The organism is Bacillus sp. NPDC077027, assembly GCF_050269555.1.
Lineage (GTDB): Bacteria > Bacillota > Bacilli > Bacillales > Bacillaceae > Bacillus.
In genome coordinates, this window is sequence record NZ_JBNNIO010000003.1 from 575,894 (window position 1) to 589,128 (window position 13,235).

Consider the following 13,235-nt stretch of genomic DNA (forward strand, 5'->3'; position numbering starts at 1 on the left):
AGCTGAACATTGTATGACATCAGCGTTTGTTTACAATTTTTCCAGAAATAAATACGATCAAAGCGTTTGGCTTATGCCAGACGCTTTTTCTTATTTAAACTGACAGCGTTTAGAACGAAAGGAAAAATCTTATGTGCTTTAAAGTAAACGTACAAGGTAACAATATGATTATCACGACATGGCAGGAGTTGAATGAAAGGCATGAATGGCGACCTAGACACGATTTACATGGAACTCCTTCAAATGAAAGACGAGCTTCAAACAAGGCTGTTTGAATACGCATCATTTCGTTCGCCTACAGAGAATGTGATGATGGTGAATCAAGATAAGAAGACAACACTGCTGTATCATATGAAAGAAGAATTGCAGGACGTAACACTTGCACTAGCAAAAATGGAGCAAGGTCTATACGGCATATGTGAAGTGACAGGACAAATGATGTCACTTGAACAAATGCGCATTTTACCTACAGCCAGAAAGATTGATGATTTCTTGTATCAGCAACAATATGAACGAAAAGCGCTCCCGTCTTATCCCCATGAAATGAATGATCCTCATCATGAAGCCTTCCACATGTAGGGAAGGTTTTTGTCTGTCAGCTAAAGTTTCTTTACTCCACACTGATTTCTTGATAAAATGCTTAAAGATCAAAGTATGAAGATGGAGGAACGTGTGTGTTCTATTACATAATCGCATTCGTTATTATTTGTTTAGATCAATTGACAAAATGGCTGATTGCCAAAAATATGATGATTGGAGAATCAATCCCAGTGATTGATGGATTCTTTTATATTACATCGCATCGTAATTCTGGTGCTGCATGGGGAATTCTTCAAGGACAAATGTGGTTTTTCTATGTGATCACACTCGTTGTTATCGTAGGTATCGTGTATTACTTACAGCGTCATGGACAACAGGACAAGCTTTTAGGTGTAGCTCTTGCCCTGATGCTCGGAGGGGCGATTGGGAATTTCATCGACCGCGTGTTTCGTCAAGAAGTAGTTGATTTTGCGCACTTCGTATTTGGCAATTACCATTACCCAATCTTTAATATTGCAGATTCTTCCCTTTGTGTAGGAGTCATTCTGCTCTTCATTCAAATGCTTTTAGATGGAAAGAAAAATAAGGAGACAACTACATGAATCGTTTAAACATTGCCGTTCCAGAAGATCAAAAAAGTGAACGGATTGATAAATTCTTAAGTACAGCTAAACCTGATTGGTCAAGAACTCAAGTCCAGCAATGGGTCAAAGAGGGCGTCATCGAGGTCAACGGCAAAAAAGTAAAAGCCAATTACAAAGTTCAACCCACAGATGATATTCAAGTAGATGTACCAGAGCCAGAAGTGCTTGATGTTGAAGCAGAACCGATGGATTTGGATATTTACTATGAAGACGGGGATGTACTTGTTGTCAATAAACCGCGTGGAATGGTTGTGCATCCAGCACCAGGTCATGTGACAGGTACGCTTGTAAATGGACTTATGGCTCATTGTAAGGACTTATCCGGTATTAATGGTGTGATGAGACCAGGTATTGTCCACCGCATTGATAAGGATACGTCAGGGCTTTTAATGGTAGCTAAAAATGATATGGCACATGAATCACTTGTCAATCAATTAGTTGAAAAAACCGTTACTAGAAAATACACGGCACTTGTTCATGGCATCATTCAACATGATACAGGTACGATTGATGCGCCAATTGGTCGAGATAAAAAAGATCGCCAAAGCATGACAGTCACAAATGAAAATGCTAAAAATGCTGTGACTCACTTTGATGTGCTTGAACGTTTTCAAGACTTAACACTCGTAGAGTGTCGTCTTGAAACAGGAAGAACCCACCAAATTCGTGTCCACATGAAGTATATTGGCTACCCGCTTGCAGGCGACCCGAAATACGGTCCAAGAAAGACGGTTGATTTCAATGGACAATTGCTACACGCAGGTGTTCTTGGATTTGATCATCCTCGTACAGGAGAATATGTCGAATTTTCTGCACCGATGCCTAAAGATATGCAGGATTTTATCGATACATTAAGAAATAACGATTGACAGCCAGTTCTTTTTTTGAAATAATAAATGAAGAAATTGAGATTCTTTAACACAGTCCAGAGAGGCTGAGAAGGATGACGGATCAATTTGTGTGTTTGCACACAAATGAGCGCCCCTCTCTGCCCTTTGCAGAAGGGGCTTTTTACTTGTCAAAAAGAGGTGTATAAGATGGAACAAAAAGCAGTCATTCTTGATGAACAAGCGATTAGACGAGCTCTCACTCGAATTGCGCATGAAATGATTGAGCGCAATAAGGGAATGAAGGATGTCATCCTTGCTGGAATCAAGACAAGAGGTATACATCTTGCCAAGCGCCTTGCAGAGCGCATTGAACAAATTGAGGGGAATCCTGTGACAGTCGGAGAACTCGATATTACACTATATCGTGACGACCTGACGAAAAAGACAGAAAATCAAGACCCGCTTGTCAAGGGTGCGGATATTCCGGCCGATATTAATGACAAAACACTGATTGTGGTCGATGATGTACTATTTACAGGTAGAACGGTTAGAGCTGCGATGGATGCGCTTGTCGATGTGGGAAGACCTTCCTCCATTCAACTTGCAGTCCTTGTTGACAGAGGGCATAGAGAACTGCCAATCAGAGCGGATTACATCGGGAAAAATATCCCCACCTCAAAGGCAGAAACTGTGATGGTTCAGCTACTTGAGGTCGATCAACAAGACCTTGTCGCCATATATGAAAAATAAACCTTTTTAAATGCATTCCAGAGAGTTTGCAAAGAGGACATACGAGAACGCACACCTACTATAAGTGTGTTGCTTTTCTGGGCCTCTTTGCGCATACTCGCAAAGAGGCTTTTTTGATAGAAAAGAACAACTAGGAGGAAAAACATGAGTCAGCAAAAAGCCAATCTAGGCATTCGAGACATACCAAAACCATTCACATGGCTTTCATTCAGCTTACAGCATTTGTTCGCAATGTTTGGTGCAACAATTCTTGTCCCAAAGATTATCGACATGAGTCCAGCGGTTGCATTAATTTCAAGTGGAATAGGAACAATCGTCTACTTAATCATTACGAGAGGACAAATTCCTGCTTATCTAGGATCGTCCTTTGCTTTTATCGCCCCGATTTTGAATGTCAAAGCTACAGGCGGACCTGGCGCGGCAATGGTTGGAGCCTTTATGGCTGGAGTTGCTTATGCGCTGATTGCTTTATTTATCAAATGGCTTGGTACAGGTTGGCTCATGCGGCTTTTGCCACCAGTCGTTGTCGGACCAGTCATTATCGTCATTGGACTAGGCTTAGCAGGAACGGCAGTAAACATGGCCATGTATGCTGACTCAAATGCAACGGAGCTAGTATACAGCCTCAAACATCTAAGTGTAGCAGGGTTTACACTGCTTGTGACAATCGTTAGTATGATTTTCTTGCGAGGGTTTTTCAGCCTCATTCCTGTTTTAATCGGAATCATTAGTGGATATCTCTTCGCATTAACACAGGGAATCGTCGATTTTCAGCCAGTGGTTGATGCCAAGTGGTTTGAAGTACCAAACTTTGTTGTACCGTTTGCCGATTATACGCCAACGATAACATTAGGCATCGTCACCGCAATGGTTCCGGTCGCTTTTGTAACAATGTCAGAGCATATCGGTCATCAAGTGGTGTTAAGCAAGGTCGTAGGACAAGATTTCATCAAAAAGCCAGGTTTACATCGCTCCATTTTAGGAGATAGTGCCGCAACGATCATTGCTTCTCTCATCGGAGGGCCACCAACTACAACATATGGTGAAAATATCGGAGTTTTGGCCATTACAAGAGTGTTTAGCATCTTCGTCATCGGTGGAGCAGCAGTGTTCGCCATTTGCTTCGGCTTTGTTGGGAAAATCTCAGCATTAATCAGTACCGTCCCTGCAGCAGTAATGGGAGGTGTCTCATTCCTCCTGTTTGGCATCATTGCTTCAAGTGGACTGAGAATCCTGATTGACAATAAAGTGAATTTTGAAGAAAGACGTAATCTGATCATCGCCTCAGTCATCCTTGTCATCGGAATCGGAGGGGCCTTTATCAAAATTAAACAAATCAATCTCACAGTATCTGGCATGGCACTCGCAGCAATAACTGGTGTCTTGCTCAATCTCATCCTGCCAAAAAACATAGCAGCAGATGGAAACAAGTCAAACGAATCGAATACACATAACCTTTTAAAAGAAGTCCAGTGAGGCTGACAAGGGTTCTGGAATGAGCAGAAGTGCATGAAATGCCGCTGCTTATTTTGGAGAACCCTAAGCTGATCAGGCTTGGGGTTTTTTTGAACCTGAAAGTGTATGAAAACTAGAGGGGGAAGAAAAATGAATCATCTATCGACAATGAGCAGTTTGTCTAAGGAAGAGATTTTAGACCTGATTGAAGAAGCAAAAGCCTTGAAAAATGGCAAACAGGAAAATCGATTAAACGGCGCATTTGTAGCCAATCTCTTTTTTGAACCAAGTACAAGAACACGTTTTAGCTTTGAAGTCGCTGAAAAAAAACTAGGCATGAACGTCTTAAATTTAGACGGCACAAGCACTTCAGTTCAAAAAGGCGAAACGCTTTACGACACAGTGAAAACCTTAGAAGCCATTGGTGTAGAAGCATGTGTGATCCGAGATCGTGCAGATGAATATTATCAGGATCTGATTGGTAAGGTTGGCATTCCAATCATCAATGCAGGAGATGGATGTGGGCAGCATCCGACACAATCATTGCTTGATTTGCTCACAATTTATGAAGAGTTTGAGCGATTCGAAGGCTTAACCATCTCCATTCATGGTGATGTGAGACATAGCAGAGTTGCAAGGTCTAATGCTGAAGTGCTTTCACGGCTTGGTGCAACAGTACTTTTTTCAGGTCCTTCTTACCTTCAAGATGAACACAATCCTCATGGCACATATGTCGAAGTAGATGAAGCGATTCAACAATCAGATGTCGTCATGCTCTTGCGAATCCAGCATGAACGACATGCTGAAAAAATCGGACATGTTGACTATTTAACGACGTATGGTTTGACAAAAGATAGAGCAGCAAAAATGAAAAAGCATGCAATTATTATGCATCCAGCACCTGTTAACCGAGGTGTTGAAATAGATGATTCTTTAGTAGAAGCAAAGCAGTCAAGAATTTTTAAGCAAATGGAAAATGGTGTATTTGTCCGCATGGCTGTATTAAAAAGAGCCTTTCAAAACAGCAGACTAAATCAAAAAGGGAGAGATTCTGTCTATGTCATATCTCATTAAAAACGGCTTCATCTTAACAAGCAATGGAGAAAAGGTACAAAAGGATGTAAGAATCGAAGGAGAAGTCATTACAGAGATTGGTCACCTAGAGGGATCAAATCAAGAAAAGGTCATTGATGCAAGTGGGCTTTTATTAACACCAGGTTTTGTGGATCTACATGTCCATTTTAGAGAGCCTGGCGGAGAAAAAAAGGAAACCATAGAAACTGGCTCAAAAGCAGCAGCAAGAGGGGGCTACACAACAGTAGCAGCGATGCCAAATACCCGACCAGTACCTGATACAAAGGAGCAAATGGAATGGCTCACAAAAAGAATCAATGATACTTCCTCCATCCGTGTATTACCATATGCCTCGATTACAACGAGACAAATCGGTGATGACTTGACAGATTTTGAGGCATTAAAGGAAGCGGGTGCCTTCGCCTTCACAGATGATGGAGTGGGCATACAAACAGCAGGTATGATGTATGAAGCAATGAAAAAGGCAGCGAGCATAGACAAAGCGATCGTAGCTCACTGTGAAGACAACTCCCTCATTTATGGAGGAAGTGTCCATGAAGGTGAATACTCTCAAGCAAATGGTTTAAATGGGATTCCATCCATTTGTGAATCGGTGCATATTGCTAGAGATGTTCTTTTAGCAGAAGCAGCAGGCTGTCATTATCATGTCTGCCATATTAGCACGAAGGAATCAGTCAGGGTCGTACGTGATGCTAAAAAAGCAGGAATACGTGTTACAGCTGAAGTGTCACCACACCACTTACTTCTTTGCGATACGGACATTCCTGGTCTGGATACAAATTATAAAATGAACCCGCCTCTAAGAGGAAAAGAAGATAGAGAAGCACTGATTGAAGGGTTACTCGATGGAACGATAGACTTTATTGCAACAGATCACGCACCACATACAGAAGAAGAAAAAAATGAAAGTATGTCGCTTGCACCATTTGGAATTGTCGGTCTTGAAACAGCATTCCCGCTCCTTTATACCCGCTTTGTCAAAACAGGTGAATGGACGTTAAAAGAGCTAATTGACTATATGACAATTAAACCATCAGAAGCTTTCTCCCTTCCATATGGAAAACTAGTAGAAGGATATGTAGCGGATATCACACTCATTGATATAAACAAAGAGACGACAATTGATAAAGATAGCTTTTTATCAAAAGGTAAAAATACACCATTTGACGGAATGACAGTGTCAGGTTGGCCAGTGATGACCATTGCATCAGGGAAGGTCGTTTATGAAGAGGGGAGACTTGTAAAATGAAGAGACGCTTAGTGCTAGAAAACGGAACAGTATTTGAAGGAACAGGGTTTGGTAGCTTAGAGTCATCGAGCGGTGAAGTTGTATTTAATACAGGCATGACGGGCTATCAGGAGATTTTGTCTGATCCATCATATTGCGGACAAATTGTCACACTCACATATCCATTAATCGGAAACTATGGAATCAACCGTGATGATTTTGAATCGATTACACCGTTTGTCAAAGGACTGATTGTCAAAGAGCTTTGCGAGAAGCCTTCGAACTGGCGCTCTTCCTATTCGCTGGACGAATACTTAAAAATGAAAAAGATCCCCGGTCTTGCCGGAATTGATACACGAAAATTAACAAGAATGATTAGAAGTGCTGGAACTTTAAAAGGTGCTTTTGTTTCTCCAGATGAACATGTGGATGAAGTGGTCAACCGCCTTCAGCATATGCAATTGCAGACAGATCAAGTGAGCCAAGTCTCTGTGAAAAACGCATATCCAAGTCCAGGCAGAGGGAAAAGAATTGTGCTTGTTGACTTTGGGATGAAACACGGTATTTTACGCGAGCTAAACAAACGTAATTGTGATGTCATTGTGGTTCCATATCATATTACAGCAGAGGAAATATTGCAGCTTAAACCAGATGGTATGATGCTTTCAAATGGACCAGGAGATCCAACAGATGTCCCTGAAGCAGTCGAAATGATCCAGCAAATGATCGGCAAAGTTCCACTCTTTGGGATTTGCCTAGGACATCAGTTGTTCGCACTCGCATGTGGTGCAAGCACGGAAAAAATGAAGTTTGGACACCGTGGATCAAACCATCCGGTCAAAGAAATAGCGACAGGAAGAGTGACACTTACTTCTCAAAACCACGGGTATACCGTATCTGAAATCAATGATAAAGTTCTTGAAGTGACACATATTGCACTGAACGACAACACAATTGAAGGGCTTAAACATAAAACAGCACCAGCCTTTACCGTACAGTATCACCCGGAAGCATCACCGGGGCCAGAAGATGCGAACTACTTATTTGATCAATTCATGGATATGATTCAAAAGACTGAGAAAGAAGGGGAAACAGTATGCCAAAACGCATAGACATCAAGAAGATATTAGTAATTGGATCAGGTCCAATCATCATTGGACAAGCAGCTGAATTTGACTATGCAGGAACACAGGCATGTCTAGCACTAAAAGAAGAGGGCTATGAAGTCGTTTTGGTGAACTCGAATCCTGCTACAATCATGACCGATACAGAAATGGCAGACAAAGTATACATTGAACCTTTAACACCAGAATTTTTAACTCGAATCATTCGTAAAGAACGTCCTGATGCCATCTTGCCAACACTTGGGGGACAAACAGGACTCAATCTCGCTGTTGAACTATCCGAACTAGGCGTTCTAGCAGAGTGCGGCGTCGAGGTGCTTGGCACAAAGCTGTCAGCTATCCAAAAAGCCGAAGACCGTGATCTTTTCCGGAATTTAATGAATGAGCTAAATGAACCAGTTCCTGAAAGTGAAATCATTCATAACCTTGATGAGGCATTGGCATTTATCAACCAAATCGGTTTTCCAGTAATCGTCAGACCAGCTTATACACTAGGCGGAACAGGTGGCGGTATTTGTACGAATGAACAAGAACTAAAAGAAATTGTAGAGAATGGACTAAAGTTAAGTCCTGTCACACAATGTTTACTAGAAAAAAGCATTGCAGGCTACAAGGAAATTGAATATGAAGTAATGCGAGATAGCGGAGATCATGCGATTGTCGTTTGTAACATGGAAAACTTCGATCCAGTCGGAATTCATACAGGTGACAGTATCGTCGTAGCACCGAGTCAAACACTTAGTGACCGTGAATATCAGCTACTTCGAAACGTCTCATTAAAATTGATCCGTGCACTTGAAATTGAAGGTGGATGTAACGTTCAGCTTGCCCTCGATCCAGACAGCTTTAACTACTATATTATTGAGGTCAACCCGCGCGTAAGTCGGTCATCTGCACTTGCTTCGAAAGCGACAGGCTATCCAATTGCGAAACTCGCAGCAAAAATTGCTGTCGGTCTTACACTGGACGAAATGATGAACCCTGTGACAGGTAAAACCTATGCTGCCTTTGAACCGGCACTTGACTACATTGTATCTAAAATTCCGCGCTGGCCTTTTGATAAGTTTGAGTCAGCAAACAGACGACTAGGTACACAGATGAAAGCAACAGGTGAAGTAATGGCCATTGGCAGAACGCTAGAGGAATCATTGCTAAAAGCAGTTCGCTCACTTGAAGCAGACGTCCATCATATTGAATTAAAAGGTGAAGCAGAAATCACAAATGAAATAGTGGAAAAACGAATTAAAAAAGCAGGCGACGAACGCTTGTTTTACATCGCTGAGGCTCTTCGCCGAGGCTACACCGTTGAACAAATTCATGAATTCTCTAAAATAGATTTCTTTTTCCTTCATAAGCTTGCAGGAATTATCGCATTTGAAAGCAAGCTTAAAGAAAACAAAGGCAGCCTTGACGTATTAAAAGAAGCGAAAGAAAAAGGCTTTTCTGATATTTATATCAGTCGAGAATGGGATATGGAAGAGGCAGACTTATACCAAATGAGAGCAGAAGCGGGAATCGTTCCAGTTTATAAAATGGTCGATACGTGTGCAGCAGAGTTTGAATCAGAAACACCTTACTTCTACAGCACCTATGAAGAAGAGAACGAATCGGAGAGAACAGACAAGAAGAGTGTGGTTGTTTTAGGCTCTGGTCCTATCCGAATCGGACAAGGGGTTGAATTTGACTATGCAACGGTGCACTCGGTCTGGGCAATTAAACAAGCAGGCTATGAAGCAATTATTATCAATAACAACCCTGAAACCGTATCAACAGATTTTAGTATCTCAGATAAGCTCTACTTTGAGCCGCTCACAGTAGAAGATGTTATGCACATCATTGATCTTGAGAAGCCAGAAGGCGTTGTTGTCCAATTTGGCGGACAGACAGCCATCAATCTAGCGGACGAGCTTTCAAACAGAGGTGTAAAAATCCTTGGCACTTCACTTGAAGATCTTGATCGAGCAGAGAACCGCGACAAGTTCGAACAGACCCTTGAAGTGCTAGGTATCCCGCAACCAAAAGGGAAAACAGCGACATCTGTCACACAGGCAGTCGCCATTGCAAATGTTATCGGCTATCCAGTTCTTGTTCGTCCATCGTATGTGCTAGGTGGACGTGCAATGGAAATCGTGTATCAAGAAAACGAGTTACTACATTACATGGAGAATGCGGTTAAGATTAACCCTCAGCATCCAGTGTTAATCGATAAATATTTAACTGGTAAAGAAATTGAAGTAGATGCTGTATCAGATGGAGAAACGGTTGTCATCCCAGGAATTATGGAACACATTGAACGGGCTGGTGTCCACTCTGGAGACTCAATTGCCGTGTATCCACCACAAACACTTTCAGAAGAAATTAAAGCTAAAATTGCTGAATACACCATCAAGCTAGCAAAGGGTCTAAACATTGTTGGATTGTTAAACATCCAATTTGTGCTATCAAAAGGAGAAATATATGTCCTTGAGGTCAATCCACGCTCAAGCCGAACCGTACCATTTCTAAGTAAAATCACAGGCATTCCAATGGCAAACCTCGCAACGAAAGTCATTCTAGGTGACAAGCTGAAAAAATATGGCTACGAAGAAGGGCTTCATCAGGAACAAGCAGGTGTTTATGTAAAGGTGCCGGTATTCTCCTTTGCCAAGCTAAGAAGAGTAGATATTACGCTCGGGCCTGAAATGAAATCAACAGGGGAAGTCATGGGCAAAGACATCACGGTTGAAAAAGCACTATATAAAGGCTTAATTGCATCAGGCATTCAAATTCCAAAAGACGGTACTGTCCTTTTGACTGTAGCAGATAAAGATAAGGAAGAAGGCCTTGAGATTGCAAGAAGATTTCATGCCATTGGCTATCACATCCTCGCAACGGAAGGGACGGCGAACTACTTACAACAAGCATCCATCCCATCAAGTGTTGTAGGCAAGATTGGTGAGGAAGGCAAGAACTTGCTTGAAGTCATTCGAAACGGGGAAGCACAATTTGTTATTAATACACTGACAAAAGGAAAACAGCCTGCAAGAGATGGCTTCCGTATTAGAAGAGAATCAGTAGAAAATGGTGTTGCTTGCTTAACATCACTTGACACAGCAGAAGCGATATTACGAGTGCTAGAAAGCATGACGTTTAGAGCAGATGAAATGCCAGTAGTGAAAACAAATGCTGAGGTGACAGTAACGATATGAAAAAAGCATACTTGACGGTCGTCTCCAATCGAGAGATCGCCGACCATATTTACGAAATGACATTAAAAGGCGACCTTGTTGAATCTTTTCAAACGGCTGGACAGTTCCTACATTTAAAGGTCAGCGAATCGATGACACCTTTACTTAGAAGACCGATCAGTATTGCAAATATTCAAATGGAAAGACGAGAAGTAACGATTATTTTCCGCGCTGAGGGAGAGGGCACAAAGCTCCTTTCTCTAAAGCAAGTGGGTGATGAGGTCGATGTGTTAGGACCACTTGGCAATGGATATGACACATCGGTTGTAAAGCCAGGGCAAACAGCCCTTCTAGTCGGCGGAGGAATCGGTGTTCCACCATTATATGAGCTATCAAAACGACTGACGAAAAAAGGCATCAAGGTAAAACATGTTCTTGGTTTCCAATCGGAAAAGGACATGTTTTATGAGAAGAAATTTCAAACGCTTGGTGAAACATTTATTGCGACAGTCGATGGGACTGCCGGAACAAAGGGATTTGTGACAAATGTAATTGAGCAGGAGCAAATCAACTTTGATGCCCTTCTTTCTTGTGGACCTACACCAATGCTGAAAGCATTAAAAGAAGCGTATCCCAATAAACCTGTCTATATTTCTATGGAAGAGCGAATGGGCTGCGGTATCGGAGCGTGCTTTGCCTGCGTGTGCCATACGGATCAGCACGAAAAATCGTATGTGAAAGTTTGCCTCGATGGACCTGTGTTTAAAGCTGAGGAGGTGGCATTATAATGTTGAACATTGAACTACCGGGCTTATCGTTAAAAAACCCGATTATCCCTGCTTCTGGCTGTTTTGGATTTGGCAAAGAGTTTGCTTCATTTTATGATCTATCTGTTCTTGGAGGCATTATGATCAAAGCCACAACACTTGAAGCGAGATTCGGGAATCAGACACCAAGGGTAGCAGAAACAGGCGCAGGTATGTTAAATGCCATTGGACTGCAAAATCCAGGGCTAAAGGGTGTTCTTGAGAATGAGCTGCCTTGGCTTGAACAATTTAATACACCGATTATTGCAAATGTAGCAGGTTCACAAATAGAGGATTATGTAGAGGTCGCAAAGCATATTAGCCAAGCTAAAAATGTTCATGCACTTGAACTCAACATTTCATGTCCGAATGTGAAGACAGGCGGTATCGCTTTTGGGACTGAACCGCAAATGGCTGCCACGCTTACAAAGGCAGTTAAAGAAGTTTCGACTGTTCCAGTTTATGTGAAACTATCACCAAATGTGTCGAACATTGTAGAGATTGCTAAAGCCATAGAAACGGCTGGTGCAGATGGTCTTACGATGATAAACACATTGATCGGAATGCGTCTTCACTTAAAAAATGGCCAACCTATTTTAGCGAATAAAACAGGTGGTTTATCAGGCCCTGCTATAAAACCTGTCGCCATCAGAATGGTCTATGAAGTAAGTCAAGCGGTAAATATCCCGATCATTGGGATGGGCGGCGTTCAGAATGCAGAGGATGTGCTGGAATTTTTACTTGCGGGTGCAAGTGCAGTTGCTGTTGGGACAGCTAATTTTGTGAATCCTTACGTATGTCCAGACATCATCGAAGAACTGCCTGCTGTATTATCAAATTATGGATTCTCATCTGTCGAGGAGTGTATCGGAAGGAGCTGGAAGCATGAAGCGGTTGCCAATCATCGCGCTTGATTTTCAGACGGGTCAAGAGGCGTTTGCTTTTTTGGATCAATTTCAAGGAGCACCTTTGTTTGTCAAAGTAGGCATGGAGCTGTTTTATCAGGAAGGGCCTCCTATCATTGACAAACTAAAGCAAAAAAACTGTAGCATCTTTCTAGATCTTAAATTGCATGATATTCCAACGACGGTTCAAAAAGCAATGAACCGACTCGCAACCCTAGATGTAGACTTGGTCAACGTGCACGCAGCTGGTGGAAAAAGAATGATGCAAGCGGCAGTTGAAGGGTTAGTGAGCGGAACGAAAGCAGGTAGGAAACGTCCCAATATCATTGCAGTAACGCAGTTGACTAGTACCTCAGAGGACATGATGAATAAAGAATTGTTGATTGACCGGCCATTAAAGGAAGCGGTTCTTCACTATGCACAAATGGCAAATGAAAGTGGATTGGATGGTGTGGTCTGCTCTGTTCATGAATCAAAGTGGATTCATGAGCACATTTCACCAGCCTTTCTGACAGTGACACCAGGGATTCGACTCGCAGATGATCAAACAGATGATCAAAAGCGTGTAGCAACACCCGCTTACGCCAAGAAGCAGGGCGTTTCTCATATTGTTGTCGGAAGATCCATTACGAAAGCGCATCATCCGACATTAGCTTATGAACAAATTTTAACAGAGTGGGAGAGGTAGATG

General features: G+C 42.1%; 12 protein-coding genes. All 12 read left to right on the top strand.

The annotated features are described in order from the left end of the window. The first annotated feature begins 201 nt into the window (after positions 1-201). The 12 genes from ACQKEZ_RS13410 (at position 202) to pyrF (ending at position 13,232) form a co-directional block, all read left to right on the top strand. Positions 202-579, top strand: coding sequence for a TraR/DksA family transcriptional regulator (locus ACQKEZ_RS13410; RefSeq protein WP_427301963.1), 378 nt, complete (start codon positions 202-204; stop codon positions 577-579). A 95-nt stretch (positions 580-674) separates the two neighbouring features. Then, the gene (lspA, locus tag ACQKEZ_RS13415; RefSeq protein ID WP_427301508.1) at positions 675-1,142 is read left to right on the top strand and encodes a signal peptidase II; all 468 of its coding nucleotides are present in this window, start codon (positions 675-677) and stop codon (positions 1,140-1,142) included. Beyond that, on the top strand, positions 1,139-2,053 hold the full coding sequence (locus tag ACQKEZ_RS13420) for an RluA family pseudouridine synthase (RefSeq protein WP_427301510.1): 915 nt from the start codon (positions 1,139-1,141) through the stop codon (positions 2,051-2,053). The genes lspA and ACQKEZ_RS13420 overlap by 4 nt, the downstream gene beginning before the upstream one ends. A gap of 168 nt (positions 2,054-2,221) precedes the next feature. Further along, entirely contained in the window at positions 2,222-2,764 is a 543-nt protein-coding gene (gene pyrR, locus ACQKEZ_RS13425) for a bifunctional pyr operon transcriptional regulator/uracil phosphoribosyltransferase PyrR (protein ID WP_427301512.1), read from the top strand. Positions 2,765-2,908: 144 nt separating this feature from the next. Then, the gene (locus ACQKEZ_RS13430; RefSeq protein ID WP_427301514.1) at positions 2,909-4,240 is read left to right on the top strand and encodes a solute carrier family 23 protein; all 1,332 of its coding nucleotides are present in this window, start codon (positions 2,909-2,911) and stop codon (positions 4,238-4,240) included. 129 nt (positions 4,241-4,369) lie between these two features. Next, on the top strand, positions 4,370-5,293 hold the full coding sequence (locus ACQKEZ_RS13435; RefSeq protein WP_427301516.1) for an aspartate carbamoyltransferase catalytic subunit: 924 nt from the start codon (positions 4,370-4,372) through the stop codon (positions 5,291-5,293). Then, positions 5,277-6,563, top strand: a complete 1,287-nt coding sequence (locus tag ACQKEZ_RS13440) for a dihydroorotase (RefSeq protein WP_427301518.1) — start codon at positions 5,277-5,279, stop codon at positions 6,561-6,563. Before ACQKEZ_RS13435 ends, ACQKEZ_RS13440 begins: the two co-directional genes overlap by 17 nt. Next, entirely contained in the window at positions 6,560-7,654 is a 1,095-nt protein-coding gene (locus ACQKEZ_RS13445) for a carbamoyl phosphate synthase small subunit (RefSeq protein ID WP_427301520.1), read from the top strand. The genes ACQKEZ_RS13440 and ACQKEZ_RS13445 overlap by 4 nt, the downstream gene beginning before the upstream one ends. Beyond that, positions 7,639-10,854: a carbamoyl-phosphate synthase (glutamine-hydrolyzing) large subunit gene (carB, locus tag ACQKEZ_RS13450; protein WP_427301522.1), complete on the top strand. Its 3,216-nt coding sequence runs from the start codon at positions 7,639-7,641 to the stop codon at positions 10,852-10,854. The genes ACQKEZ_RS13445 and carB overlap by 16 nt, the downstream gene beginning before the upstream one ends. Beyond that, positions 10,851-11,621, top strand: a complete 771-nt coding sequence (locus ACQKEZ_RS13455) for a dihydroorotate dehydrogenase electron transfer subunit (RefSeq protein ID WP_427301524.1) — start codon at positions 10,851-10,853, stop codon at positions 11,619-11,621. The genes carB and ACQKEZ_RS13455 overlap by 4 nt, the downstream gene beginning before the upstream one ends. Continuing rightward, entirely contained in the window at positions 11,621-12,553 is a 933-nt protein-coding gene (locus tag ACQKEZ_RS13460; protein ID WP_427301526.1) for a dihydroorotate dehydrogenase, read from the top strand. The genes ACQKEZ_RS13455 and ACQKEZ_RS13460 overlap by 1 nt, the downstream gene beginning before the upstream one ends. Then, complete coding sequence (gene pyrF / locus ACQKEZ_RS13465; RefSeq protein WP_427301527.1) at positions 12,525-13,232, top strand: orotidine-5'-phosphate decarboxylase; 708 nt, start codon at positions 12,525-12,527, stop codon at positions 13,230-13,232. The genes ACQKEZ_RS13460 and pyrF overlap by 29 nt, the downstream gene beginning before the upstream one ends. Positions 13,233-13,235 lie beyond the last annotated feature (3 nt).